Source organism: Marinomonas sp. (assembly GCF_039940335.1).
Lineage (GTDB): Bacteria > Pseudomonadota > Gammaproteobacteria > Pseudomonadales > Marinomonadaceae > Marinomonas.
Map to the genome: position 1 here is coordinate 84559 of NZ_JBDVGW010000012.1, position 25476 is coordinate 110034.

The window sequence follows — 25476 nt, forward strand, 5'->3', positions numbered from 1 at the left end:
CATTTTCATTACGTTATATTATAACATTACATCAACGTAACTATAAAACAGTCAAATTATGAACAATAAATTACCCGTAACCGTACTTTCTGGTTTTCTTGGTGCAGGAAAAACAACGGTACTTAGCCATATTCTAAATAATCGAGATGGTAAAAAAGTCGCTATCATTGTGAATGATATGAGCGATATCAACATTGATGCAGCCGTTGTTAAAAACGAAGTGTCGCTTAGCCATAGCGATGAAAAATTAGTCGAAATGAGCAACGGTTGTATCTGTTGTACCCTTCGAGAGGATTTACTCATTGAAGTCGATAAACTGGCCAAAGATGGACGCTTTGAGTATCTAGTTATTGAATCCACAGGAATTTCAGAGCCTCTACCTGTGGCTGAAACTTTCACTTTTGCAGACGAAGATGGCATATCACTTTCTAACGTCGCAAGGCTGGATACTATGGTCACAGTGGTAGATGCTGTTAACTTTCTAAAAGACTATGACGACGCTCAATATCTACAAGACACCGACGAGTCGTTAGGTGAAGAAGACGAGCGAAGTGTTGCCGATCTACTAGTAGATCAAGTTGAATTTGCTGATGTAATCCTAATTAGCAAAACAGATTTAGCATCTAAAGCCGATGTGGAAAGACTGCACGCCATTTTACAGGTGCTCAACACTCACGCCAAAATCATTCCTATTCGTGATGGTGAAGTGGATATAAACGAAGTACTTAACACCAATTTATTCGACTTCGAGCGAGCTGAGCAAGCTCCGGGCTGGTTAAAAGAAATGCGCGGTGAGCACGTACCAGAAACCGAAGAGTATGGCATTGGGAGTTTTAACTATATTGCACGCAAGCCCTTCGCGCCTAAAAGATTTTACGACCTGCTTCACAACACCGAAAGGTTTGGCAAATTAATCCGATCAAAAGGGTATTTTTGGTTAGCAACTCGTCCTCAGTTTTGTGCCCAATGGAGCCAAGCTGGAGGTATTGCACGTTATGGTTTTGCTGGAATGTTTTGGAAAGCGATTCCCAAAAGCGATTGGGACGTTGACCAAGAAACACTGAAAGAAATAGAAAAGCAATGGGTCGAACCCTTTGGAGACATGCGTCAAGAGTTAGTCTTTATCGGGCAAAACCTTGATAAACAAGCCATGATCAGCGCTCTTGATAACTGTTTATTATCTGAAGAAGAATTACTCAAAGGTAAAGATTATTGGGCCACCTTGAGCGATCCCTTTCCTATTTGGAGTGAACAATAATGAGCACCCACGAAAGTGTATTAGAAAAACCGACAGACTTCTTAGATCGTAAGGCGGTTTTAGCCAAAGATCCCAATATTCTAACCGCGATTTATGATGAAGACGTCAATATGGCGGTATGGCAGCGAAATCATCCAAACGAAGTCATGCTTGCGATTGAAGACTTCATTCAACAACACCCAAAAACAGCAAAAAGACTCGCCGTTACTCCCAATACAACTCACGAAGTTATGTATAAATCTTTCGGGAAAACACCTTATGTCACCACACTGGCTGACGATATTGCATTGATCGTAGACATGTTCTGCTGCTTGTTTGAACAAAAACGAGCAGGTTTGAGACTCACCGTCTTAGAACGCCCAATGTGTCCTCGATTCCATGTGGACCTCATACCATGTCGTTTAGTGACAACCTATCAAGGTGTTGCAACACAGTGGCTAAAAAACACTGAAGTCGACCGAAGCAAGCTTGGTCAGGGTAATCAAGGTAAAAGTGATGAAGAGTCTGGTCTGTTTAAACAGCTAAGCAACATAAACCAACTCACCCAAGGTGACGTGGCACTGCTGAAAGGTGAGAATTGGCAAGAAACCTCTGGTGGTGGCTTAGTTCATCGATCTCCCGCCATATCAGATGGAGAAAAACGCTTATTACTCACACTCGACTTCATTGATTTTTAATCAACCTAAAATTAAAGCGCCTAAATAGAGTCTTTAAACATGCAACGAGATTACTTTCAAAAACTTGAAAATTTACCGGATCAAACCTCGATGGATCTATGGGACATCATTGAGCAACTAGCCTTTAACGAGCAAGGTTTGATTCCTGTCATCACCCAGGATACGACCAGTAAAGATATCTTAATGTTTGCGTGGATGACTAAAGAGTCATTGCTAATAACCATCGATACGAAACGTATGACCTATTGGTCTCGTAGTCGAAATAAACTATGGATAAAAGGTGAGACAAGTGGTCATACACAGTCCGTAAATTCGATGACGTTCGACTGCGATGGTGACGTTATTCTGTGTCAAGTCGACCAAATTGGCGCAGCATGTCATACTGGAAGAAAGGGATGCTTTTATCTTGATGTAAACTTTGAACAATCTAAGGTAAGGATATTAGGCGACGCATAAACAACAGTACATATTAAAAAACTGCTTTTTAGACGTCTAGATTCCCCGATCATCAAAAAATCTACACCCTACCTGAAATGTCACATGCAACGCTTAAACCTTTTAAGTGAATGCCTTTCATCAGAAAAGCTTAATCAGTTGAATTTACTCGCTTCTAAGAATGCCTGTCTCAAATATATATCATTGTTAGTATGGGAGGCACGATCCAAATGAACGGTGTCACCATTCATGAAAACCCAGTAGAATGCCGGTTTTTAGTACGTCTGTACTGCCTAGTAAAATGAGATACATAAAAGAGACAATAGAATGACCGAACAAGTTCAAGTAATTGCAACGCACAATGGTAACTTTCATGCAGACGATGTATTTGCCGTCGCTACACTTAAAAGCCTATACCCATCTGCGAAGCTTATACGTACACGCGATTTAGAGGTCATGGCCAAAGCGGATATTGTGCTCGACGTAGGTGGTATATACGATGCCGACAAAGGGCGTTTTGACCATCATCAAAAAGGCGGTGCTGGCGCACGAGAGAATGGTATTCCATTTTCGTCCTTCGGTTTAGTATGGAAGAAGTACGGGCTTGAAGTTTGCGAAGGCAACCAAGAAATCGCTCATTCATTAGATAAAAACTTAGTCTCAACAATAGACGCCATTGATTGTGGGCATGTAGAAGGTGTTGCCACAGGTATTAGCTTGAGCCAAACCATCTCGATGTTTAATCCAACATGGCAAGAAGAAGGTGACTTTGATACCTGCTTTGAAGAAGCAGTAGCCTTTGCAGCGAGAATATTAACTCGATTTATTGCTGCAGCAAGCGGTGGCGTAAACGCGAAGGCAATCGTTGCCAGCGCCATAGAGAAAGCCGTAGACCCAAGAATAATTGTTTTAGATCAATATACCCCTTGGAAAACCACCGTACTCAAACTATCCGATGAAGCACTATACATGCTTTATCCATCTCAAACAGGAGAATGGAGAATACAAACCGTACCTGTTGAACTCGGCTCATTTGAAGACAGGAAAAAGCTTCCTGCACCTTGGGCAGGTTTATCGGATAAGGCATTGCAAGAGGAAACAGGTTTAGACGATGCCATGTTCTGCCATAATGGCTTGTTTATCGCTGGTTGTGCTTCATTTGAAAGCACAATGAAAATGGCACAAATGGCGTTAGATTATTAAAAACCATCTGGTTCGTCATAACTAACGTTATAAATACCGCCCCCCATTCTAGTGGGGAGCGGTTGATCAATAACAAAAGAAAGTACTTACAAAGTCTGGAGCATCTAAGCTCCCTAGACTGCTAACCCTGCAAAGCAACCCTCACCGTTAAGTTCTCGTATCTGCACAACCTAAACCTACGAATTTACTGGCCTTGAAGAGTGCCTGTCTTAATTAAAGCTCTAACCCTGCAAAGCAATCCTCGCCGTTAAACTCTCGTATCTGCACAACCTAAACCTATGAATTTACTGGCCTTGAAGAGTGCCTGTCTTAATTAAAGCTCTAACCCTGCAAAACAACCCTCACCGTTAAATTCCCGCATCTACACAACCTAAACCTATGAATTTACTGGCCTTGAAGAGTGCCTGTCTTAGTTAAAAAAGAGGGATATAGAAGAGCCAGGACTTCTGACTCTTAACTTTCAATGATTTTATTTAATCCTGCTGATACCAAAGCATTGCCGTCGCTAAATCTTCGATAGAAGAGCCAACCGCTTTAAAAACAGATATGTCATTTTCAGGATCTTTAAAGGCTTTTCGGCCTGCATGTTGACCGCGGCTCAATGAGAAGAAGTCACCAATGATGTGATCTTCTGTCATGGCTCCGCTTTTAATTGGGCTGATGAAGTCCCCTGTTTCCGTCAAAGCTGCGGCTTTAAAATCAGCAAAGACTTGAGCTTTTTGCATCAACGCATCATCAACTTCACGCATATAGGGGGTAAAGCTACCAATTAAATCAATGTGCGTTCCTGGAGTCACCCATTCCCCCAGTACCATAGGGTCTTCGCTCAATGTCGCACAACTGACAATGTCCGCCCAAGCCACGGCACTCGGTAAATCCTCTTTGCTAACCACACTGGCTTTAATATTTAATTCCTTTTCAACTTCTTCCGCTAATCTCGCTGCGGACTCTTCATGAATGTTATAGATTTTGATCTCATCTAATTCTCTCACGGTCGCCATCGCGGGTATCACTTGGCTAGCCACTTTTCCTGCGCCAACCATCAATAATTTTTTAGACTCTGGACGAGACAAATATTTAGCGCCCAATGCTGCAGCCGCTGCGGTACGTCTGGCGGTAATGACATTGCCGTCAAATTGCGCTAATGGTAGGCCTGTTTTGGCACAACTAAGGATGTAAATACTGTTTAGACCAGGAAGCCCCTCTTCACCGTTGCTAGGAAATACACTCACCTGCTTAACCCCAAAGTACAAGCCTTCTAACCAAGCAGGCATGAGGAGTAATGTCGCGTCTTTTTTATTAGGCACATTCATATAATGATGATGTCTAATTGGGCAATTTATATCGAGTTTAAAAGCATCATCTAATGCTGAAATAACCTTTTCATAAGGTAAACAACCGTCTTCATACTGCACAAAAATATTTTTCACTTAAGATCCCTTAATGCTGTTTCCAGCTCATTTTTCAAGAATGACTTGAAGTAGATAACCAAAATCGATTTAACCAGTCGCTACATCAACCTATTGATACAGATAAGTTTCATACTTAGATCCGACTGTTTGCTTTTTCTCACTGTCAAAAGTAAACAAAAACAGAGAAAAATCTTACCCATTTTGTAAAAAAACCAAGTTTTCGACAAAAACATCAGGTTTTTTGACAAATTGTGCCCAGAAAAACCCCATACAATCGATACACACCTTATGAAAAACGGTTGTTTAATAATAATTACTCTCAACCCGCATTCATCTATCGCTCTCAAGGAAATAGATGAAAGAACATAAAAAGTTCTAAGTACTTCACTCTTATTGAAAGCAGAAAAACAGATCTATCGCTGAGCCGCTCTCCACTCTTCGGCTTAACGATTAAAGCAAAAATCGATTCACGGAAGACCTCTTATTTCGTAAGGACGCAGACCTAATTAGAGCAAATTATTGAAACGACAAAGCATATAAGGAATGAATATGAAATCCATTAAACGAGTTTTATCAACGACTCTCATCGCCTCAGCGGTTATGGCTGCCAGCGTAAACATTAGTGCAGCAGATAAAGAATGGCGTATGGCAACACCATGGTCTGGTGGCCCTTGGCTTGAACGTGATGCCCAAGGCTTTGCAGATCATGTCAATTCAATGAGCGACGGCGGCTTTGAAATCAAAGTCTTCCCAGGCGGAACATTGGGTAGTGCGCTTAAAGTCACGGAAACCGTAAAATCAGGTGTCGCGCAAATTAGCCAAAACTACATCAACTATGACTACGGTGTTGACCCAACTGCGGCACTGCTTGCAGGTCACTCAAGCGGCCTAACTCCTGAAGAGTTCATGCTGTGGATTTATCAAGGTGGCGGTCTTGAACTGTACGAACAGTTCCGTTTAGAAAAATCTAAAGTTGTTGCCCTACCTTGCTCTGTTTTGGGCACAGAGATCTTCCTTCACTCCAATAAAAAAGTGCAAACCTTCGAAGACTTCCAAGGCCTACGCCTAAGAACATCTGGCGCATGGGCGGAAATCGCATCGCGTTTGGGGGCCTCTACCGTAGTCATGGCGGGCAGTGAAATTTACAGTGCTCTTGAGCGTGGTGTAATTGATGCTGCAGAATGGGGAAGCCCTGAGCTAAACAAGCCAACAGGCTTCCAAGAAGTTGCAAAATACGTAATGGTGCCTGGTGTTCATCAATCTGGCGGTGTACTTGAGTGTCAGGTAAACAAACGCGAATGGGATAAACTGACCGAGAAGCAACAAACCGTATTGCGTAACGCAGCCAAATTGTCTGTATTTGATTCTTGGTTAGCATCTTCTTACGCCGACCTAGCGGCTTATGAAGAGCTAAAAAGTGGTAAGAACGAGATCGTTAAGCTAGACCCTAGCTTTATCACCAAAGTTCTTGAAGAAACGACGGCTTGGGAAGATGAAAACGCTGCTAAAAACCCTTGGTTTTCAAAAGTGCTGAATTCACAGCGTACGTTTAAAGCAGAAATGACAAACTGGTCAGAATACCGCCTAACCATTGGTGAATCTGAACTTTAATAAATGAGAGAAGAGACGCCTAAGGCGTCTCTTCTGTTTTCGTTGACCACTATTTAGAACAGTACCTTCAGGAAAACAATGATTCTTATAAAACTGTTAGAGATGACAACGCGTTTCTTTGGAGCCATTGCCGCCCTATTGATCATTCCGCTTGTCGGCGCATTAATCATCGAAGTATTCAGTCGCCATGTTTTAGGGTCGCCAACCGCTTGGGCCTTTGAAATTAGCTACATGGTCATGGGCACACTGTTTGTGCTTGGCATGGCAAACGCTTTGCGTCTTAAGCAACACGTTAGCGTCGACCTTCTTACCATGAAAATGCCTATTAAATTAGCCGCCGGCATCCGAGCCATTTTCTATCTCATGTTACTACCCATTCTTACTTGGCTTACATGGGAACTTGCCCATTATTTTTACGAAGCCTACGAAAGCGGTGAAAGATCAGGACGATCTGCGTGGAATCCGATTATTTGGCCTATTTATTTCACTTGGTTCTTAGGTTTCTTACTACTCGTTTTGCAACTTATCGCCGAGCTCCTTAAAGCCATCATGACCATTTTTAGTAAGGAAGAGGATGACTTTGCATGAGTGATTTCCTACCCATTTTAATGTTCCCTGTACTCATCCTATTTATATTTCTAGGTGTGCAAATTGCTTTTGCCATGATACTCACCGCCACGATTTTTGGTCTAATGATGTTTGGTGATGTCACGGCCTATCAACTGTTGACTAAAATCGAAGAAACCGCCTCGAACTCCATACTTGCAGCCGTCCCATTATTTATCTTCATGGGCGCCATGCTAGAAAAATCTGGTATCGCAGAGCGACTTTTTCATGCCATTCACTTATGGACTAAACGCCTGCCTGGCGGCATAGGTGTGGGAACTATTCTATTAGGGGCCATTTTTGCCGCATCCAGTGGTGTGGTGGGTGCAACCGAAGCCGTTATTGGCTTGCTAACCATCCCTATTATGCTTAAGCACCAATATGACAAACGTCTATTGTCAGGGCTCATTTGTGCCAGTGGCTCTTTGGGCACTGCGATTCCGCCTTCTATTACCGTGATCGTATTAGGTCCTGTCGCAGGCATTTCAGTTGGTCAACTGTTTAATGGCCTATTGATTCCTGGGCTATTAATGGCGGCGCTATTTGTGATCTACGTGATCGCCTTGGCTTACTTCAAGCCTGAGCTTGCGCCAAGAGAAAAAGGAGAAGTGGGTGTACCTCTGGGAGAACGATTAAAAGTGACGGCAACCGCTATCTTACCCGCTGCTGCCTTAATCTTTACCGTACTGGGTACAATTCTATTGGGTATTGCAACCCCAACAGAAGCGTCGGCTTGTGGTGCCCTCGGTGCCGTATTGCTATCGCTTTGTTATAAAAGCTGTAGTGTAAAAGTACTTTGGGATTCTATGCTGCGCACCGTTAATATCACTGCGATGATCTTATTGATTGTCATGGCTGGTGGTATGTTTGCAGGAATTTTCTTTGCTACGGGCGGCATGCAAACGGTTCAATCTTTGCTAACTGGATCTGGTTTTAGCCCCTACACAGTACTGGCGTTAATCTTGTTTATTGCCTTTATCGCAGGCTTCTTATTAGACATGATGTCGGTTGTGCTCATCGTTATCCCCGTGGCTATCCCGATTGTTCGCTTACTAGGGTTTGATGACATCTGGTTCTGTGTTGCCTTCTTAGTGGTACTGCAAACTAGCTATCTGACACCACCTTTAGCGCCATCGATTTTCTACCTAAGGGCTATCTCACCCGCCAGCATTACGTTGAAACACATGTACGCAGGGGTGATACCTTTCATTATCATTCAGTTGATCGTTTTATTCGTCATTCTGATTTTCCCAGAAACGGCCTTATGGCTACCAAGAGTCCTTGGCGGGCCCAGCTGGTAATCTCTAAAACACAACTCAGCAGAAGCCATTTTGCTGAGTTGTGTAATCGATAACAATTCCTATTGACTTCACCTAAAAAATAAACGAGTGTGTTAATATTGACATAATTTTTAGGTTAGAAATGCACATCAAAAATGTTATCTTGGCAAATGAAAGTGACCAACATAATCACAATCATCACCAATTAATTATCGCTGAAAAAGGACACGCATTATTTGAAATTGGTGGCAAAGGTGGGGTTGTTGACAACCTTCACGGTTGCGTAGCACCTGCCAGTGAGACACATTATTTCGAAGGAATTGGTGAAAACAGTCACATCGTTATTGATATACCAAGCCTCCCTCTAAACAGTCGATTAGAAACACTCTTTGAGCAGCCTCATTATTTCTCTGCCGATGATAATTTAAAAATGCTGATCTCTTATCTATTAAGAGAATCTAATACTTTTGAGTTATTTCCAGAAGCAGGCCAAGGTTGCACCCTCGGTTTAATTGCATCGCTACATTCAAGAATCTTAGGCGATACTCGCCAATACAAAGATCGTAAAAAGCTCGATATAGATTCAATATCAAAGTTTATCGAAGAGCATATTGATCAAAAGCTTTCCATCGCTCTACTCGCTGAAATGCACCATGTCAGCCCGGGTCACTTTAGTGAACTCTTCACCAAAGCGGCGTCCATAACGCCCTATCAATTCATCTTACGAAAACGCCTAGAAAAAGCTTATGACCTCATTTTAACCACCAACAAGCCTTTATCGATTGTGGCAGAAGAAGCCGGATTCAGTAACCAAAGCGCTATGACAAACCTGTTCCAACGCCATTATGGACATACGCCAAGACACCTTCGTAGTTACTAATCTGCTGCTCAGCGTCTCATAGCAATGCGCACTTTCCCTTGCACCGCTCTGTTAAGATCAGAACCTATCTTATTAAACGAACCGTACTAAGAATGACAACATCAACACGAATCTATTAACGTTTCGATATATCAGTCTTAAGAAAGTTCGTCATTTATAAACATCTGGTTGATGCAGTTCCATAAAATTTTCCGGAGAACTTAACGCTTTAAAGCCAAACTGCGCATAAAGGCCATGCGCATCACTTGTTGCAAGCGCAATACGTCGAATACCCTGTAAATCAGGGTGCTCAACAATACTTTGCATTAGTAACTTACTTAGACCTTTACCTTGATGCTCTTTCAATACAAAAACATCCGCCAAATAGGCGAAAGTTGCTGAATCTGTGATCATACGGGCAAAAGCCACTTGATCTCCGTTATCAGTAAAAATACCAAAACATAAGGAGTTATTGATGGCTTTTTCCATAGTTTTTAATGGAATGCCTTTAGCCCAATAAGAATGCGAAATGAAACCATGTATTACGTCCAAATCCATATCCTTTAAATTTGAACTCGTTGTGTAACCTGACATCAACGCAAACTCCTTAATAAGTTGAACGACTAGGGTAAAGCGCCAGTGCCTATCCTGCTAACTATATTTTACTCTTTATACACGGCTAAACTTCCCAACGAAAAGACGGGAAGCACTGAATTTACTGAGCTCATTAGGTGCCTGTCTTGTTAAATCCCGCTGAATTTACTGAGCTCATTAGGTGCCTGTCTTGTTAAATCCCGCAAAAGTGAGAAGCTTGTTAATCTAGCCTTCCATAGAAACGCAAAAGCCAGTCTGCCCGATGAAAGGCCGACTGGCTAAAGAGTGAAAAGCGGCTAAATGCGACGGATTAGGCGTCGCTTTCACCAGAGAAATGCGCAAACACTTCCTCTCCCGTCATGTTATGAGTCTCGTTCTTAAACTCATAATAGTCGGGCTTTTCATCAATAAAGATCTGGTGACTGAACTTAAACTCTAGGCTCTCGTCCAGTAACCCTACTGGGAAATGATATTGCTCTGCGGGCGCTAAATAATAAAACAAACTAGTACCGCATTTATTACAAAAGCCGCGCTCCGCCCATTCCGAAGACGCATAGCGTGAGACAAACGACTCGCCGGTGATGTTTTTCAGCTTACCACTGTCTATCGCCATCATGGGGCTACCGAGCCATTTTCGACACATACTACAATGACAGACAGCCATTTCAGGTTCAGAGCTAGACAATTCAATATCAAATGTTACAGAGCCACATAGGCAGCTTGCTTTCGTTTGCATAGTTGATCTCTCCTTCACTTTTAGGGGCGAAATAACCTCATAAAACATGTAAGACTAACTATAGAGGAGAGAATAGAACTGAGCGAACCCTTAATACTATTCTAGTTAAGGCTTACTGGCTTTCTTTGACTTTATCGCTTTATTTGACGCCACGGCTTTTACAGCACCCGAGCCAGCAAGGTTCATTAGACGTCGAAACCTTGGACACTCTAAATGACTCGGGGCAGTACAAGCTGCTGCATGCTTAAATCCATCGCGCATGGCGGTTAACTGCTTAATAGTAGCGTCCAGTTCATCGGCTTTGCTTAGTAGCAAATCACGATCAATACTTGGCTTACCATGTGACCCTAGTATTCCGGCAATTTCTTCCAGCGAGAATCCTGCCGCACGCCCTAGCGCAATCAGCTCAAGGCGCTCAAAAACATTCGCACCAAAAACTCGGCGTATGCCACGTCGGCCGATTGAATGAATTAAGCCCTTTTCTTCATAAAAACGCAGCGTTGAAGCGGGTACACCAGATTGTTTGGCTACCTGAGATATTTCCATAACCACTCTTGACTTAAAGTTAGCTTGAAGTTGTAACCTAGCACCCTATTGAAATTAACACCAGTTATGGAGCAGTCATGAGTAGCATCATTTTTACTATATTAATCGGCATTGGCGCCACCCTAGTAATGGACTTATGGTCTTTACTAAGAAAATCTTTATTCGGCCTTCATCCTACCAATTGGGGTTTGGTCGGGCGTTGGATCGCCTATATGAAACAAGGGAAATTTCGTCATAAAACGATAACAGACGCTGAGCCTATTTCTGGTGAACAGCTGATTGGATGGTTGGCCCATTATGTCATCGGCATTGGCTATGCCGTGTTACTCATTGCCGTTTGCGGGCAACCTTGGATCAACAAGCCAACACTGGCACCAGCGCTTATACTGGGTATCGTAACCGTAATAGCGCCCTTCTTTATTTTGCAACCGGGTATGGGCGCTGGCATTGCTGCTTCACGGACACCTAACCCCAACTCGACTAGGCTACATAACCTTATCAATCATGCGGTATTCGGCTTGGGATTATTTCTTTCGGCTCTGGTAGTGAAGTCTTTTGTTTTACGATGAGGGTACACACACTGCGGATTTTTGATATATAACAAAGAAAAAAGCTACATATAAAAATACGCAGCTTTTTATAGAAATCTATCTATCAATTAAAACCATGGTTTTTTATTTGTCACATAGATTTCTTCAAAGTCCTCGTCTGTTTTTACCAGATATAAAATAAACTCAATAAAAGCTATTATTCCAATAATCATAGATGGAAAGCCTAACAGAATAAACCCAAGTATGAAAACCGATAGCATAATCACACCCTGTTTGGTATAACCCAAATAGAATTTATGTGCTCCAAAGGCACCAAGGAAAAATGCAAATAATGCAGCCGCAATCTTTTTTGATGAACCGGTGCTAACTGGCGAATCCAAGTAAATGGACTCAGCTTTCCCATCACTCACGGAAAAATCAACATTATTACCAACCTTTGGCTGGGCATCCCCTCTCCATTGCTCTAGCTCAAAGTCGTATCTAGCGGCATCGCTTCCCGAGATCACTCCAGTACGATGTTCTTCACTAAAACCAAGAATTTTACCTTTCATCATCCATTCCTTAAGTACAAGTTTAATAATCACATGTTAATAATCTGAGTTTTTCAAAATATGGAATATTTTTTTAAAAAATTAACCTCCTTAATCAAAAATCAAATAAATACTAAATGTATCGATTGATATTTATTACTAAATAATGTGGTTCAATTAATTATATTACGAAATATATAGAATGGAGTAGATACTTTGAGAGGAAATTTAACTTGTATACTTTGAGATCCTTTCTGAAAAACACCAAATCCTTATTTTACTAAAGATTACAATCAATTAGTTCAGAAAACCACTAGTTTTTAACATAAATTAAAATTAGGATGGAAACATTTGAAATGACACAGAGTAAAATAATTCAGACTAAGTTCGACCTATTCAGTTCTTAGCATAACTTACACCTACCCCATACGGAGAGCATTGAAGTGATCAGTAATAAGTTGAATCAACTATTACGTTCTATTACTCTTGGGTCAACAAGTCGAAGCATTTATAGGCTGCTGAGAGTGTAGAAAGGCTTTTAAAGTTCTTGTTATGCCACTAAAACATCACTTTACTTATAAAGATAAAATTCTGTCATAAGACTATAACAAACGCTGAGCCTACTTACGGCGAACAGCTGATTGTATGGTTCGCCCATTATGTCATCGACATTGGTAATGCCGTACAACTCATTTCTCTTTGCGGGCAACCTTGGTTCAACAACCCTACGCTGACGCCAGCCCTTATGCTGAGCATAGTAACCGTTGTCGCTCCCTTCATTATTTTGCAGCCGGGTATGGGCGCTGGCAGTAGGGCTTCACGAACACCTAACCCCAGCTCAACAAGATTACACAACCTTATCAATCATGCAGTATTCGGCTTGAAGTTATTTCTTTCGGCACTGGTAGTGAAGTTTTTTTGAATTCCTCAGAGAGCAAAGGCACTGCTAAGACACAGATAACAGCCTAAAGGCTTTAGCGAGAATATTTGCTAAAGCCTTACAGACACACCTTTTGCATCATGGATCAATTATTCCAATTTAGAGAGATCACCTTACTCAATCAGTCACCCGTTTACGGGTTAACGCAATGCCTAAAATGATTAACAACATCGCCCCTAGGCTTCGCCATTCAATCACCTCACCCAACAGAATCGCCCCCGTAAAATAGGCCACAATAGGAATCACGTAATTAATGTACGAAAGAAACGTAGGGCCTGCTGTACCGATCACAGCAAAAAGCAGAATAGTGGCAAGTGCCGTTGGGCCAACACCTAACCACAACATGGATACGCTGGCTTTTAAAGAATAGCTTTGCTGCCAGGGTAACTCTTGCCACAGCCACAATGGCACGATCACCATGCTGGAAATAATCATCACGCCTGCCGCTGTCACCACAGGGTTAAAAGACGGTAAACGCCTCGCCAAAATAGCATTGATCGCATAACTCAACGTGGCAAGTAGAATCAACAAACCACCCAATAAGTCACTGTGAGCACCAGCTAACGACGGCCAAAGCACAATCACCACGCCAGAAATACCGAGTACAAACCCTAAGACTTTAAAGCGGTTGAGGCTTTCCCCTGACACAAAGTAATGCGCCAAAATCATGGTCGCCAGTGGCATAAACGCCATTAACAACCCGGTAATACCTGAGCTAACATCCTTCTGGCCGGTGGAGATTAGAAAAAATGGCAACAAGTTACCCATAATTCCCAGTAGTAAAAATACCCCCCAAGCTAACGGCTTTGTAGGCAAGCGCCAACCCTTGGCATACATAAAGAGCGTGAGAATAATCGCTGCGATCAAGACGCGAAGAGAAACGATAGCCAAAGGACTAAAGCTTTCCAGTGAAACCGCGGTGAACATAAAAGATGTTCCCCACAGCAGAATCAATAACAGCAAAGAAAACCAGTCTTTAAAGGTAGGTGTGTACTTGTGAGCCATGAGTGCGATCCATTTTATTTGAAGGGAGTGATTGAAAAGGGTCTGCCCTTTTAAGACTAATTGCCAAGCTGGGTAATGTGTAACAACTCACCCGCAGGTCCCCACAAGTAAAATACCTTGCCCCAAGGCTCATCTTGAACTGAGGTGATTTTAGTTTTGTGTTTGGAACTAGAACATAATTTGAATGCGGTGAGGATATCTGAAACACAGATTTGCAACATAAAATTATTTGCCAACTCTTCGTGATAGAAGCGCTGAAGGAAGAAGCAACTATCACCATTTTCAAAAAGTGTCAGATCGTCCGTTACAAACTGAGGGTTAAAGCCAAGCTCGGAGTAAAACAACTTAGATATCTCATAATCTTTGCTTGGTACAAATGTTTTTATATTTATTACATCCATGATAATTTCCTAAAGTCACATCTGTTTCACTGGATTTTATGAGGTATGGCTTGTTGTTGATAGATGATGAGAGCTTAGCAAAGAACAGTGCTACAAGTCGCTATAGGCTTTCACTTCTATAAACCATTTTGGTTGCATAACTTTAAAATCTTGCCTCCTGTTGGATGGGAAAATAGCTAGTGGAACCAAGAACGAACACTTACTCTTCTGGACAGGGTAAGGAGGACATTTTCACCACTTTCTGTCTGTAGTGCATTAATTTAATTTTACTCCGACCCCTTGATACAAAACCTGAAGCACATTGCCACAAGTGTGGCAAATCACTACAATGGATTTCATAGATTAAGGAGAACGGTTATGGCAACGACAAGTATTAGACTAGATCAAGAACTAATAGAAAAAGCCACTATCATGGCAAAAGCTTTCCACAGAACCCCCCCAAAGCAAATCGAGCATTGGGCTAAGATTGGTGAAATGATGGAGGATAACCCAGATTTACCCTATGAGTTTGTTAAACAAGCCATCATAGCGAAAGCAGAAAAAGATGCAGGCAAATTAGAGAGCTACGACTTTGGCTAAGATTCGCAATGTACTTCAATCCAGCAGTTTCAAAAAAGCCGTTAAGAAGCTCCATAAGAATCAAAAGGCCGACCTTGATAACGCGGTTCGTGAGTTGATAGAAAATCCGTTACTTGGAGAACTCAAGAAAGGCGACCTATCTTTCATGCGGGTGCATAAGTTTAAAATGGTAAAACAGCTTAGTTTGCTGGGTTACAGCTATGAAGATGGCACTGTGGTACTTGAACTCATTGCACTTGGATCTCACGAGAATTTCTATCGTGATACTAAGAATCTCTTTTAAAGCCTCGATTTTTTTAAAGATGTCAGATCCCTTAAAGCTCTTTTCAAATGTTTTTGATTCGACAAAAAACCTATTTCACTTTCAGACTCAAAAGGAGCAACTTGCTGATACATTAGCGCATTTACCTTAAATGAACATGAGTTATCTAAGCAATGAGATAAATAACGAGGTTCGGCTGTGCTCACAAATGCACCTTTAATAGCGTCGACAACTGAGCTATTTTGCTCTGCAATCAAGTTAAATAGTTCTCTCCCCTGAGTTTGGGCCGACTCTGACAGGTAAAATTGCAACATATAGCCCTCACCGTTAACACAGCAATAGCCGACTAATAAGTCATCCTCATAAAAACCATAATGCGAGGACATAGGGACAAAACCAAAATGCCACATGCCATCAAGCGGTGCTGTCGACTGTTCAAAGTAGCGTTTTTTAAAGTCGCGTAATCCTTCTATATTTTCGATTTTCTGATTTCTAACATGGTTGTTTTTTCCTGATTTTCGGTGGAGCATTATTATGAAAAGAAGCGATATCAGAAATAACGTGCTGCTTTATATGCCCGAAATAGTAGGTGACGATAGATAGGAAAGATTGAACAAAAACGACAGTTTTAATTAAGTGATGAGAAAATTGAGAAGGAGAAAAAGGGGGTAGAGTAAAATTAAACACCCTCGGCTTGGGTCACGTGTATTGGTAATCGTCATAAATGGCGACCTACATTTTAGGGTTTAGCCGTTAATACAAACGGAATTGGCTTGGGTCACGTGTGTTGGTATTCGCCATAAATGGCGACCTACATTTTGAGATTGAGCGCGGAATATGAGGTTGAGCCGTTAATGCCAACCTCATTGGCTTGGATCTCGTGTGTTGGTATTCGCCATAAATGGCGACCTACATTTTTGGGTTAAGCCGTTAATGCCAACCCCATTGGCTTGGGCCACGTATATTGGTATTCGTCATAAAAGGCGACCAACGATGTGAGGCGTTTGAAAAATGACATTCCGTCGAGGTAGGCGGCAGTTTCGAGGAGGAATGTCATTTTCAAATGTCGTCAATAATGCGAGTGGCTCGGAGGCTGATGTTTACCTTGATCACGGGATTATGGTGTTTTTCAGCTTATAGGTAACGCTCTTCTAGGTGTTTTTTAAAGTGTGCGGCGTTTAGGGTTTCTCCTGTGGCACGTTTGATGAGGTCATCTGTGGTGTGAAGCGAGGCTTGTGACCAGATGTTGTCGCTGAGCCATTGGAAAATCGGGCTTAGGTCGCCGCTTTGAATGGCAGCGGCTATGTCGACTGTGTTGGTCATGGTGGCTTTGTATTGCGCGGCGTACATGGCACCCAGTGTGTAGCTTGGGAAGTAACCGAAGGCGCCGTCTGTCCAGTGGATGTCTTGCATACAGCCGTTTTGGTAGTTGCCTTTGGTTGAAAGTCCTAACGATGCTTGCATTTTTTCATGCCACAGTTCGGGTACGTCTGTGTGTTTGATCACGCCGTTTATCAGGTCGCGCTCGATCTCATAGCGCAAGATAACATGGGCAGGATAGGTCAGTTCGTCGGCGTCCACTCGAATAAAGCCCTTCTCGACCCTGGTGTATATCTGGCTAAGGTTTTGCTCGGCGAATACTGGGTCATTATGAGCATTAAAGGCTTCTGCCGATAAACGTGATAGGTGGCGGATAAACTCTTTACTGCGCCCTAGTTGCATCTCGAAAAACAGAGATTGAGACTCATGGACGCCCATTGATCGTGCTTCGCCAACGGGTAGACCAGCAAAGGCTTTTGGTAGCCCTTGTTCGTATCTGGCATGGCCTGTTTCATGCACTATGCCCATGAGAGCCTGTACAAAATCGCTTTCATCGTAACGAGTGGTAATGCGCACATCACTTGGCACACCACCACAAAATGGGTGCACACTCTGATCAAGACGACCATGGTCAAAGTCGAATTTAAGCAGTTTCATAATTTCCAGCCCTAGGGCTTTTTGCGACTCGGCAGGGTAATGTCCAGAAGGCATGATGATGCTTTGGCTGGCTTGTTTCTCTAGGGCTTTTTCGATCAATTCTGGCAACCAAGTTTTCACTTCACTGAACAAGACATTTAACGACTCTGTAGTAGTGCCCGGCTCAAATTTATCCAGCATGGCATCGTAAGCGGTCAGTCCTAGCGCTTCACCACGAATGCTGGCCTCTTCACGGGACAAAGCCACTACTTCTCGCCAGTTTTTCTCAAAGCCTTCCCAGTCGTTATCTTTGCGTTGGCTACGCCATGCGTGTTCACAGACAGAACCTGCTTTCGATTGAGCCTCTACCAAACTTTCTGGTACAACGGTGGCTTGCTGCCATTGACGTTTCATTTCACGCAAGCTGGCTTGTTCCTCGATGCTTAACGCTTCTTGCTCAGCATTGGCAAACCATTCTCCCAGTTGTGGCTGGGTTGATAGTCGGTGTACATGTACTGACAATTCCGCCATGGCATCCGAGCGTGCTTCGTTGCCGCCAGCTGGCATGTTAGCGGCAGCGTCCCAACCTAGCATGGCTTGAGCGTGGTTAAAGTTATGGATGGTTTGGCAAAGTGCTGTGAGTTGTTGGTAGTAGGACATCATATAAGTCTCTTATGTTAAAGGCCTGCCGTGTTTAGGCTTTAGAATGGCTCTGTTATGCCATTGTGTTTTACCCCATAGTAACGATTTTTACAGGCATAAAAAAGCCGCTCTATAAGAGCGGCTTTAGGGGGCTGGTCACTAAGCATAGTTGCCTAGCCACCAAAAACAACCGTGCGCTTACCATTTAAAAAGACACGTTTTTCAACATGACATTTTACCGCATTAAACAAGGTAACCCGTTCAATGTCTTGGCCTTTTGCGACCAGATCTTCTGGGAAGTGAGCATGGTTAACGGTTTGAATGCCTTGGGAAATAATCGGCCCTTCGTCCAAATCATTGTTCACATAATGAGCCGTCGCACCGACCATTTTCACGCCCTTTTCCCATGCTTGATGATAAGGTCTCGCACCTTTAAAACCTGGTAATAACGAGTGATGGATATTGATCGCACGTCCGTCTAGGTATTCACACATACTTGGCGATAGCACTTGCATGTAACGCGCCAGTACCACCAACTCTGTGTCATATTGTTCAATGAGTTCTCGTACTTTGGCTTCTTGATCAAGCTTAGTTTCTGCACTGATCGGCAAATGGTAATAAGGGATCTCATGCCATTTGGCCAGCGGCTCTAAGTCTGGATGATTCGAGATAATAACGGTCACATCGACGTTAAGTTGCCCCGTACGAAAACGGTATAGCAGATCGTTCAAACAGTGATCGTATTTCGACACCATGATGGCTACTTTAGGTTTATGGTTAGGTGCCGTTAATGACCATTCCATATCGAATTGAGCCGCGCGATCGGCAAACTGTTCGGCAAATATTTGTTCGCTAAAGTCATCATTCGGTGGTAAAAACTCAATGCGTATAAAGAACAAACCAGACTCGCGATCATCAAAAGAGTGAATTTCATCCACATAGTTTTTGACTTCTGCCATGTAACGGGTAACCACGTCGACCGTACCAATTTTACTTGGACAACGGGCAGTAAAAATCCAAGGGGAAACTTTTGATTTCATAATCAATCTCTTAACCTATCAAACAATAAGGGGATCACTGGCCATGACATGGCCAGCTTTTAGTATCATCAGTAATAAAGGAACATCGAAACCGCTACACTTCGATGACTAATCCATATTCAAGACTGGCATCTTGAATCCACAACCAGACGTAATCTGAAAAACTACGACGGATAACGAGTTCAAACCGTTTTTCATCCAGTCGACGCAGGGTCACCGTCGTTTTCGCAAATAACGTCGACACTACTTTGCCGACTGGAAAGGCTGTAATGTGCAGGTCAACAGGCACTGACTTTTGCAGCAAGGACAGCACATCATCACCCGATATTTCGAGTACGGTTGAGCCACCACTGCTGTTCACTAAGGAGTAGTGCCCCGGCATTTCATCACGAAAGGCACTTTCTATGTCGAAGGTTGCTAAGCCCGGCACCAAAATAAGCCACTCATCTGGAGACATCCAGCGAATGGAGTACTCACCCTTTACAACCGATGTGAGTGGAGTGAGCGGTAGTGCCACGCCCAACACTCGTTCTACCGCAGCCAGTTGCTCTGGATTATTTGGGTTACAACGCAAGGTTAGGTGCCCCAATAACTTGTGCTCACAAAGGTGAATACCGCCTATTTTTTGGCCTTGTTCAGCAAGTGTCGCAAAGTCGGCGTGGTGCAATGGTGATTGCCCTGCGATATCTGCACCCGGTACTTGATTCATTACCGCGGCTTTAGTCGCTGCACTTTGGGCTGCCGTCATTTGAGTTTGGTCAGACATTTTGACGCTCCCCTTTTGGATCATAGAATATTGGGCTGCAAATTTCGGCTTCAATCATGGAGCCATCGGCCAGTGGGTAATAGACCGTGTCGCCCATTTTGTTGAGGCCGTCTTTAATAAAGCCCATCGCCACAGAATGACCTAGACACTCACTCCAGTAGCTAGAGCTAACATGGCCTTCAATCGGTATTGGCATGGCAGCATTCGGGTCTAAGATCGCCGCCGAACCTTCCGGTATGACCTGTTTTGGATCTTTGGTTTTTAGCCCCACCAGCTGCTTACGATTGTCTCGCACACAGTCCTCACGACTCATGCCACGCTTACCAATGTAACTAAAAGGTTTTTGGTTCGACACACACCAGCCCATGCCCAAATCGTAAGGTGTTACCGAACCATCGGTGTCTTGCCCTGCGATAATGAAGCCTTTTTCAGCTCGAAGAATGTGCATAGTTTCTGTGCCATAAGGCGTTAAACCGTATTTTTCCCCAGCGTCAATCAGCTGCTCCCAAACCGCCATACCATAGTTCGCTTGTACGTTGATCTCGAAAGACAATTCACCGGTAAAGGATATGCGGAATACACGAGCGGGCACACCACCGACTGTAATTTGTTTCCAGTCCATGAAATGGAAGTTGTCATTACTCACGTCGGCATCGGTTAGCTCGGCCAAAAGTTTCCGGCTGTTCGGACCCGTAATCGTTGCGGTAGACCAATGATCCGTCACGGTATTAAAGTAGACTTCTAGCTCAGGCCACTCAGTTTGATGGTACAGCTCTAACCATTCATAAACATGGGCTGCGCCACCTGTCGTGGTAGTCATCACAAAGTGATTCTCTCCCAAACAAGCCGTCACACCATCGTCAAACACCATACCATCTTCGCCACACATGAGGCCGTAGCGACACTTACCGACGGCTAATTTAGCCCATGCGTTGGAATACACTCGGCCTAAAAATTCACGCGCATCTTTACCTTGAATATCAATTTTACCCAGTGTCGAAGCATCGAGAATGCCCACGGCATTACGCACTGCTAAGCATTCACGGTTAAGTGTCTGCTGCATACTTTCGCCCGCTTTCGGGAAGTACCAAGGGCGCTTCCATTGGCCGACGTCTTCAAACAGTGCCCCTTGCTCCACATGCCAAGAATGCATAGCGGTAAAGCGTTTTGGCTCAAATAATGCGCCACAGTGACGACCAATAATTGCGCCAAAGGCGACTGGCGTGTAGTTAGGTCGGAAGATGGTTGTACCGGTTTCAGGGATCGATTTATTGAGCGCTTTAGCCGCCACGGCCATGCCGTTAATGTTGCCAAGTTTGCCTTGGTCTGTACCAAAGCCCATGGCGGTATAACGTTTTACATGCTCAATGGCCTCAAAGCCTTCACGACAAGCTATTTCAATGCCTGCAGCCGTCACATCTGTCTGATAGTCGACAAATTGCTTAGGCGCTTGAGACGTCGGCTTAATGTGAGGAATATGGAACAAACTCATTGGTGGTGTAAGGCTTAAGGTTTTCACCTCTGGTAGCACAACGTCTGCCGCTACTAGGCCAATATTAGCAAGTGCCTGTTGTCCAGCTGCTAAGCCTTCTTTCAGCACCGTGGCCGTTTCATATTGTCCGTTAATACCGCCTGCTGTTAGTTGTTTTTGCACAGTAGGTCCCGGTAGAAAACCTACCACAGACTCGTTCCAAACAGGACGACAGCCTGTATGACAAGACAAATGAATGACTGGGCTCCAGCCACCCGAGGTAGCAACCGTGTCGGCACTTAGTTTGGTAATAGAACCCACTACCTGACTGCCATCAGCATTAAGAGGTGCGACGGAAACACTGGTAACACGTTTGCTGCCTTGCACTTCAATGACCCCAGCAGACAACATAATATTCAAACCCAGTTCACGAGCTTGTTGCGCACGTTCGCCAGTAGAAGTCTCACGAGTATCCACAATAGCAACGACATTACGCCCTGCAGCCGCCCAATCCAGCGCGGCTTGATAACCGTAATCATTGGTTGTCATGACAACGAGATCATTTCCCGGTACGACACCATAACGATTAATATAGGTAGAGACCGCCGTGGAAATCATACAGCCCGGTACATCGTTGTTGGCATACACCAAAGGACGTTCATGAGCACCCGTTGCAAGGACAACCCATTTTGTTCGAACTCTGTGCATCCGCTGGCGCACTTTCTTAACTGGCGCAATGTCTCCTAAATGATCAGTGCAACGCTCATTTATGGTTAAAAAATTATGGTCGTGGTAGCCATTCACCGTTGAGCGAGGCAATAATGTCACATTCTCATGCTGGCTCAGTTCAGCCACCACCTCTTGTACCCACTCGACAGCAGGCTTACCATTTAACGGTTCGTTGCTGTTCAGTAAGCTGCCACCAAATTCGTTTTGTTCATCTGCAATGATGACTCTCGCACCTCCGCGGGCTGCCGTTAGTGCGGCAACTAAACCCGCAGGACCCGCCCCCACTACCATGACATCACAATGTTGATTCATAGTATCGTAAGTATCCGGATCTCTTTCACGAGGTGCGCGCCCCATACCAGCGGCTTTACGAATCATGGATTCATAGGTTTCCCACAATGACTCAGGAAACATAAAGGTTTTGTAGTAGAATCCTGGCGGCATCATGTTGCCCCCAATTTTGCCCAATACGCCCATCACATCCGTGTCGACACTTGGCCAACCATTGGTCGATGAAGACACCAGACCATCGAACAATTCTTGCTGAGTCGCCCGTACATTTGGTACTTGTGTGGCCTCGCTCGCACCGAGCTGTAACACGGCATTCGGCTCTTCTGCACCAGCAGCGATAATGCCTCGTGGGCGACTGTATTTAAAACTCCGAGCCACTACATCGATGCCGTTTGCCAACATAGCCGACGCTAGAGTATCCCCTTTATAGCCTTGGTACTTTTTACCATTGTAGGTAAAAGTAAAAGAGGTAGAGCGGTCAATACGACCTCCACTATTGAGGCGATTAGCTTGTGTCATGATTGTACTCCTGACATATTTTGTTGCTCAACAGGGTCGGCGACAACCGTTGGTTGCTCACCAATCTTGTAAACTTCTTTGATTTCGTAGCTCTGAGTGTCTCGTGTCATATTGAAAAATTTACGACACCCAGCCGCATGCACCCATAATTCATGATGAAGACCACGTGGGTTTTTGCGGAAAAACATGTACTCTCCCCATTCTTCATCCGTACAGGCTTCTGGATCTAAAGGGCGAGCAATGTGTGCTTGACCGACAGCGTGAAATTCTTCTTCTTCGCGATATTCCCCACAATGCGGGCAGTAAATATGTAGCATGTTAACCCCCTGTTAGTGTGCGACGCCGGCAGCACCGTGTTCATCGATTAATGCACCGGTATAAAAGCGCTTCATGGAGAAAGGCTCGGCAATTGGATGCGGTTTACCATCCGCAAGCGTGTGCGCAAACAAGTTGCCAGAACCTGGTGTGCCTTTAAATCCGCCAGTCCCCCAACCACAATTAAAGAATAAGTTTTTGACGGGTGTTTCAGAAATAATCGGGCTGGCATCTGGACACGCATCAACGATACCGCCCCATTGACGATTCATACGAACTCGACTGGTACAAGGAAACATTTCGACAATCGCTTGTAGCGTATGCTCGATAATGCCGTATGAACCACGCTGACCATAGCCAACCCAGCCATCAATACCTGCACCAATGACCAAATCACCTTTGTCGGATTGACTCATGTAACCGTGTACGTGGTTCGACATTACAACGGTGTCTAGAAAGGGTTTAATTGGCTCCGACACCAGCGCTTGCAAAGGGTGAGACTCTACTGGTAACTCAAAGCCGGCCATTTTGGCTAATACGCCACTGTTCCCGGCGACGACACAACCCACACGATCGGCTTTAAGTAGGCCATATTGCTTGGTTTTTACACCAGTCACTTTGCCATCGTTGATTTCCATATCGATCACTTCACAGTTTTGAATAAGATCAACACCTAACGCATCGGCCGCACGAGCATAACCCCATGCCACCGCGTCATGACGAGCATTACCGGCACGGCGTTGGACAGAAGCGCCTAAAATGGGGTACCGAGCATTCTTAGAGCAATCTAAGGTTGGGATCTCTTTTTGCAATTGCTCCGCATCGACCATTTCATTGTCGATACCTTGCAAGCGATTAGCCGCCACCAAGCGTTCATTGGTTCGTACGTCCTGTAGCGTATGGCATGTGTGGTAAACCCCGCGCTGAGAAAACATGACGTTATAATTCAGCTCTTGCGCTAAACCTTCCCATAGCTGCATTGAATGCTCATATAACGCTGCAGACTCATCCCAAAGGTAATTTGAGCGAACAATCGTCGTATTACGACAAGCATTCCCTCCCCCTAGGTGACCTTTTTCTAATACCGCGACATTGGTAATGCCGTGCTCTTTTGCCAAGTAGTAGGCTGTTGCTAAGCCATGACCACCACCGCCAATAATAATGACGTCGTATTTCTTCTTGGGTGTTGGATTACGCCACACACGCTGCCAGTTTTCATGATGGCTAAGACTATGTTTTAACAACCCAAAGCCTGAATAATGCTGCATTAGATCAGCTCCCTTACAAAACCAACCAGCTCGACAGAGTGTCCTGCTGTAATGAATAGATATAGCGAAGTATTAGTCAGTCTAAAACCCTCACCATGTATGCGTTTGAACTGATAATAAAGACAATGTTTTACCCTCTTATGCTTAAGAACGTCCAGCGAATGACAATTAACGACAGAGGTAAAATAGCGACCTCTAAAGTCTGCTTTAGAGTGATTAATAGAAATAGAAAAAGAGCAGTAAATGTGTGAAACATCGCTATTCAGAAGAGAAGGTGAGCCGAGCAAACTTTAAGTCACCCGCGACGTTTGATGAGGCCCATGGCTTATTCAAAAATCGAATTCGTGCCATATTGAGAGACAAATAAACCTTTAGGTGACGGCGAGCCGAGCTTTCCTTAAAAAGAAAGTTCGACTTTTTTGTTTTTCTTTACGACATAAATATACGCATCAAGGAAGGACAAGCTGTTATTATCTAGTTTGAGTAAATCGAACAATTGATGACCGACACATAATAAATTCATAAGGAAGTTTCATGATCAAGAGTAAAATCATTCACCCTGAGTTGTTAAGTTGTTTAGCAAAATGTGGCCATAAAAGTCAGATTCTAATTGCTGATGGTAACTACTCTTGTGTCACTAATTCACCTGCTAACGCCAATATCATTTACTTAAATTTCACGGCTGGCATGTTGAGCGGAACGCAAGTTATGGAAGGGGTGTGTGAAATGCTGAACATTGAAAGCGCTTTGATGATGTCTTGCCCTGATGACTTTGAGAACACTATTATTAAAGAATACAAAGCCATGTTGCCCGAGGTGGCACCCATTGACTATGTGGAACGTGGTGCCTTTTATTCTGCGGTAAGAAGTGATGACACCCTGCTGGTCATTGCGACAGGCGAACAACGTCGTTTTGCTAATATCCTATTAACCGTTGGTGTCGTTAAGTAACTTCGTTTTCACGGGCCTGCAAGGTAAAATTTTCACCCTGCGG

The 25476-nt window shown here is 43.8% G+C and carries 27 protein-coding genes; 13 read left to right on the plus strand and 14 right to left on the minus strand.

Annotation, left to right across the window (positions count from 1 at the left end; genetic code table 11):
* Positions 1–58: 58 nt before the first annotated feature.
* The 4 genes from zigA to ABJF92_RS07845 all read left to right on the plus strand — a co-directional run bounded on the left by zigA (position 59) and on the right by ABJF92_RS07845 (position 3573).
* Positions 59–1258, plus strand: a complete 1200-nt coding sequence (zigA, locus tag ABJF92_RS07830; protein ID WP_446815237.1) for a zinc metallochaperone GTPase ZigA — start codon at positions 59–61, stop codon at positions 1256–1258.
* Positions 1258–1935, plus strand: a complete 678-nt coding sequence (locus tag ABJF92_RS07835) for a DUF1826 domain-containing protein (protein ID WP_446815238.1) — start codon at positions 1258–1260, stop codon at positions 1933–1935. The genes zigA and ABJF92_RS07835 overlap by 1 nt, the downstream gene beginning before the upstream one ends.
* 39 nt (positions 1936–1974) lie before the next feature.
* Complete coding sequence (hisI, locus tag ABJF92_RS07840; protein ID WP_446815239.1) at positions 1975–2391, plus strand: phosphoribosyl-AMP cyclohydrolase; 417 nt, start codon at positions 1975–1977, stop codon at positions 2389–2391.
* A 306-nt stretch (positions 2392–2697) separates the two neighbouring features.
* A complete protein-coding gene (locus tag ABJF92_RS07845) occupies positions 2698–3573 on the plus strand; it encodes an MYG1 family protein (protein ID WP_446815240.1) in 876 nt (291 codons plus the stop codon).
* Between the two features lie 473 nt (positions 3574–4046).
* Here ABJF92_RS07845 and ABJF92_RS07850 read toward each other — a convergent pair whose 3' ends face one another.
* The gene (locus ABJF92_RS07850; RefSeq protein WP_446815241.1) at positions 4047–5003 is read right to left on the minus strand and encodes an ornithine cyclodeaminase family protein; all 957 of its coding nucleotides are present in this window, start codon (positions 5001–5003) and stop codon (positions 4047–4049) included.
* Positions 5004–5534: 531 nt separating this feature from the next.
* Here ABJF92_RS07850 and dctP point away from each other — a divergent pair.
* From dctP to ABJF92_RS07870, 4 genes are all read left to right on the plus strand, one after another.
* Positions 5535–6596 (plus strand): TRAP transporter substrate-binding protein DctP, encoded by a 1062-nt coding sequence (dctP, locus tag ABJF92_RS07855; RefSeq protein ID WP_446815242.1) that lies wholly within the window; start codon positions 5535–5537, stop codon positions 6594–6596.
* 78 nt (positions 6597–6674) lie between these two features.
* Positions 6675–7184, plus strand: coding sequence for a TRAP transporter small permease subunit (locus tag ABJF92_RS07860; RefSeq protein WP_446815243.1), 510 nt, complete (start codon positions 6675–6677; stop codon positions 7182–7184).
* Positions 7181–8503 carry a TRAP transporter large permease gene (locus tag ABJF92_RS07865; protein WP_446815244.1) on the plus strand — a complete coding sequence of 441 codons (1323 nt, stop codon included), beginning with the start codon at positions 7181–7183 and terminating at the stop codon, positions 8501–8503. The genes ABJF92_RS07860 and ABJF92_RS07865 overlap by 4 nt, the downstream gene beginning before the upstream one ends.
* 121 nt (positions 8504–8624) lie before the next feature.
* A complete protein-coding gene (locus ABJF92_RS07870; protein ID WP_446815245.1) occupies positions 8625–9362 on the plus strand; it encodes a helix-turn-helix domain-containing protein in 738 nt (245 codons plus the stop codon).
* A gap of 150 nt (positions 9363–9512) precedes the next feature.
* On the opposite strand, the gene ABJF92_RS07875 is transcribed toward ABJF92_RS07870, so the two are convergent.
* The 3 genes from ABJF92_RS07875 to ABJF92_RS07885 form a co-directional block, all read right to left on the minus strand.
* Complete coding sequence (locus ABJF92_RS07875; RefSeq protein WP_446815246.1) at positions 9513–9935, minus strand: GNAT family N-acetyltransferase; 423 nt, start codon at positions 9933–9935, stop codon at positions 9513–9515.
* A gap of 310 nt (positions 9936–10245) precedes the next feature.
* Positions 10246–10671, minus strand: a complete 426-nt coding sequence (locus ABJF92_RS07880; RefSeq protein ID WP_446815247.1) for a GFA family protein — start codon at positions 10669–10671, stop codon at positions 10246–10248.
* A gap of 105 nt (positions 10672–10776) precedes the next feature.
* Positions 10777–11217, minus strand: coding sequence for a helix-turn-helix domain-containing protein (locus tag ABJF92_RS07885; RefSeq protein WP_446815248.1), 441 nt, complete (start codon positions 11215–11217; stop codon positions 10777–10779).
* Between the two features lie 77 nt (positions 11218–11294).
* On the opposite strand from ABJF92_RS07885, the gene ABJF92_RS07890 reads away from it, so the two are divergent.
* Positions 11295–11786: a DUF2938 domain-containing protein gene (locus ABJF92_RS07890; RefSeq protein ID WP_446815249.1), complete on the plus strand. Its 492-nt coding sequence runs from the start codon at positions 11295–11297 to the stop codon at positions 11784–11786.
* Positions 11787–11875: 89 nt separating this feature from the next.
* Here the strand turns inward: ABJF92_RS07890 and ABJF92_RS07895 are convergent, their stop codons facing one another.
* The gene (locus ABJF92_RS07895) at positions 11876–12319 is read right to left on the minus strand and encodes a TM2 domain-containing protein (protein ID WP_446815250.1); all 444 of its coding nucleotides are present in this window, start codon (positions 12317–12319) and stop codon (positions 11876–11878) included.
* A 556-nt stretch (positions 12320–12875) separates the two neighbouring features.
* Here ABJF92_RS07895 and ABJF92_RS07900 point away from each other — a divergent pair.
* Positions 12876–13220 (plus strand): DUF2938 family protein, encoded by a 345-nt coding sequence (locus ABJF92_RS07900; RefSeq protein WP_446815587.1) that lies wholly within the window; start codon positions 12876–12878, stop codon positions 13218–13220.
* A gap of 135 nt (positions 13221–13355) precedes the next feature.
* Here ABJF92_RS07900 and ABJF92_RS07905 read toward each other — a convergent pair whose 3' ends face one another.
* Together ABJF92_RS07905 and ABJF92_RS07910 are read right to left on the minus strand one after the other, a co-directional pair.
* Positions 13356–14243 carry a DMT family transporter gene (locus tag ABJF92_RS07905; RefSeq protein WP_446815251.1) on the minus strand — a complete coding sequence of 296 codons (888 nt, stop codon included), beginning with the start codon at positions 14241–14243 and terminating at the stop codon, positions 13356–13358.
* 56 nt (positions 14244–14299) lie between these two features.
* Complete coding sequence (locus tag ABJF92_RS07910; protein WP_446815252.1) at positions 14300–14644, minus strand: hypothetical protein; 345 nt, start codon at positions 14642–14644, stop codon at positions 14300–14302.
* 357 nt (positions 14645–15001) lie between these two features.
* Here ABJF92_RS07910 and ABJF92_RS07915 point away from each other — a divergent pair, with 357 nt between their 5' ends.
* A complete protein-coding gene (locus ABJF92_RS07915; RefSeq protein WP_446815253.1) occupies positions 15002–15223 on the plus strand; it encodes a TA system antitoxin ParD family protein in 222 nt (73 codons plus the stop codon).
* Complete coding sequence (locus ABJF92_RS07920; protein WP_446815254.1) at positions 15216–15506, plus strand: type II toxin-antitoxin system RelE/ParE family toxin; 291 nt, start codon at positions 15216–15218, stop codon at positions 15504–15506. Before ABJF92_RS07915 ends, ABJF92_RS07920 begins: the two co-directional genes overlap by 8 nt.
* On the opposite strand, the gene ABJF92_RS07925 is transcribed toward ABJF92_RS07920, so the two are convergent.
* The 7 genes from ABJF92_RS07925 to ABJF92_RS07955 all read right to left on the minus strand — a co-directional run bounded on the left by ABJF92_RS07925 (position 15503) and on the right by ABJF92_RS07955 (position 24482).
* Complete coding sequence (locus ABJF92_RS07925) at positions 15503–16015, minus strand: hypothetical protein (RefSeq protein ID WP_446815255.1); 513 nt, start codon at positions 16013–16015, stop codon at positions 15503–15505. The genes ABJF92_RS07920 and ABJF92_RS07925 overlap by 4 nt on opposite strands.
* A 604-nt stretch (positions 16016–16619) precedes the next feature.
* On the minus strand, positions 16620–18101 hold the full coding sequence (locus ABJF92_RS07930; protein ID WP_446815588.1) for a carboxypeptidase M32: 1482 nt from the start codon (positions 18099–18101) through the stop codon (positions 16620–16622).
* Positions 18102–18256: 155 nt separating this feature from the next.
* On the minus strand, positions 18257–19123 hold the full coding sequence (purU, locus tag ABJF92_RS07935) for a formyltetrahydrofolate deformylase (protein WP_446815256.1): 867 nt from the start codon (positions 19121–19123) through the stop codon (positions 18257–18259).
* Between the two features lie 94 nt (positions 19124–19217).
* Positions 19218–19889 carry a sarcosine oxidase subunit gamma gene (locus tag ABJF92_RS07940; RefSeq protein WP_446815257.1) on the minus strand — a complete coding sequence of 224 codons (672 nt, stop codon included), beginning with the start codon at positions 19887–19889 and terminating at the stop codon, positions 19218–19220.
* Positions 19882–22899: a sarcosine oxidase subunit alpha family protein gene (locus ABJF92_RS07945; protein WP_446815258.1), complete on the minus strand. Its 3018-nt coding sequence runs from the start codon at positions 22897–22899 to the stop codon at positions 19882–19884. Before ABJF92_RS07945 ends, ABJF92_RS07940 begins: the two co-directional genes overlap by 8 nt.
* Positions 22896–23216, minus strand: coding sequence for a sarcosine oxidase subunit delta (locus tag ABJF92_RS07950; protein ID WP_446815259.1), 321 nt, complete (start codon positions 23214–23216; stop codon positions 22896–22898). The genes ABJF92_RS07945 and ABJF92_RS07950 overlap by 4 nt, the downstream gene beginning before the upstream one ends.
* 12 nt (positions 23217–23228) lie before the next feature.
* A complete protein-coding gene (locus ABJF92_RS07955; RefSeq protein ID WP_446815260.1) occupies positions 23229–24482 on the minus strand; it encodes a sarcosine oxidase subunit beta family protein in 1254 nt (417 codons plus the stop codon).
* Between the two features lie 534 nt (positions 24483–25016).
* Here ABJF92_RS07955 and ABJF92_RS07960 point away from each other — a divergent pair.
* A complete protein-coding gene (locus tag ABJF92_RS07960; protein ID WP_446815261.1) occupies positions 25017–25433 on the plus strand; it encodes an RbsD/FucU family protein in 417 nt (138 codons plus the stop codon).
* Positions 25434–25476 lie beyond the last annotated feature (43 nt).

Coding starts and splice junctions, on each gene's coding strand:
- purU (WP_446815256.1), bottom strand. CDS start 19,123: ATGAAATCAAAAGTTTCCCCTTGGATTTTTACTGCCCGTTGTCCAAGT.
- ABJF92_RS07865 (WP_446815244.1), top strand. CDS start 7,181: ATGAGTGATTTCCTACCCATTTTAATGTTCCCTGTACTCATCCTATTT.
- ABJF92_RS07940 (WP_446815257.1), bottom strand. CDS start 19,889: ATGTCTGACCAAACTCAAATGACGGCAGCCCAAAGTGCAGCGACTAAA.
- ABJF92_RS07870 (WP_446815245.1), top strand. CDS start 8,625: ATGCACATCAAAAATGTTATCTTGGCAAATGAAAGTGACCAACATAAT.
- ABJF92_RS07860 (WP_446815243.1), top strand. CDS start 6,675: ATGATTCTTATAAAACTGTTAGAGATGACAACGCGTTTCTTTGGAGCC.
- ABJF92_RS07910 (WP_446815252.1), bottom strand. CDS start 14,644: ATGGATGTAATAAATATAAAAACATTTGTACCAAGCAAAGATTATGAG.
- ABJF92_RS07885 (WP_446815248.1), bottom strand. CDS start 11,217: ATGGAAATATCTCAGGTAGCCAAACAATCTGGTGTACCCGCTTCAACG.
- ABJF92_RS07890 (WP_446815249.1), top strand. CDS start 11,295: ATGAGTAGCATCATTTTTACTATATTAATCGGCATTGGCGCCACCCTA.
- ABJF92_RS07925 (WP_446815255.1), bottom strand. CDS start 16,015: ATGCTCCACCGAAAATCAGGAAAAAACAACCATGTTAGAAATCAGAAA.
- ABJF92_RS07875 (WP_446815246.1), bottom strand. CDS start 9,935: ATGTCAGGTTACACAACGAGTTCAAATTTAAAGGATATGGATTTGGAC.
- dctP (WP_446815242.1), top strand. CDS start 5,535: ATGAAATCCATTAAACGAGTTTTATCAACGACTCTCATCGCCTCAGCG.
- ABJF92_RS07930 (WP_446815588.1), bottom strand. CDS start 18,101: ATGTCCTACTACCAACAACTCACAGCACTTTGCCAAACCATCCATAAC.
- ABJF92_RS07835 (WP_446815238.1), top strand. CDS start 1,258: ATGAGCACCCACGAAAGTGTATTAGAAAAACCGACAGACTTCTTAGAT.
- zigA (WP_446815237.1), top strand. CDS start 59: ATGAACAATAAATTACCCGTAACCGTACTTTCTGGTTTTCTTGGTGCA.
- hisI (WP_446815239.1), top strand. CDS start 1,975: ATGCAACGAGATTACTTTCAAAAACTTGAAAATTTACCGGATCAAACC.
- ABJF92_RS07880 (WP_446815247.1), bottom strand. CDS start 10,671: ATGCAAACGAAAGCAAGCTGCCTATGTGGCTCTGTAACATTTGATATT.
- ABJF92_RS07905 (WP_446815251.1), bottom strand. CDS start 14,243: ATGGCTCACAAGTACACACCTACCTTTAAAGACTGGTTTTCTTTGCTG.
- ABJF92_RS07845 (WP_446815240.1), top strand. CDS start 2,698: ATGACCGAACAAGTTCAAGTAATTGCAACGCACAATGGTAACTTTCAT.
- ABJF92_RS07895 (WP_446815250.1), bottom strand. CDS start 12,319: ATGAAAGGTAAAATTCTTGGTTTTAGTGAAGAACATCGTACTGGAGTG.
- ABJF92_RS07955 (WP_446815260.1), bottom strand. CDS start 24,482: ATGCAGCATTATTCAGGCTTTGGGTTGTTAAAACATAGTCTTAGCCAT.
- ABJF92_RS07960 (WP_446815261.1), top strand. CDS start 25,017: ATGATCAAGAGTAAAATCATTCACCCTGAGTTGTTAAGTTGTTTAGCA.
- ABJF92_RS07915 (WP_446815253.1), top strand. CDS start 15,002: ATGGCAACGACAAGTATTAGACTAGATCAAGAACTAATAGAAAAAGCC.
- ABJF92_RS07945 (WP_446815258.1), bottom strand. CDS start 22,899: ATGACACAAGCTAATCGCCTCAATAGTGGAGGTCGTATTGACCGCTCT.
- ABJF92_RS07950 (WP_446815259.1), bottom strand. CDS start 23,216: ATGCTACATATTTACTGCCCGCATTGTGGGGAATATCGCGAAGAAGAA.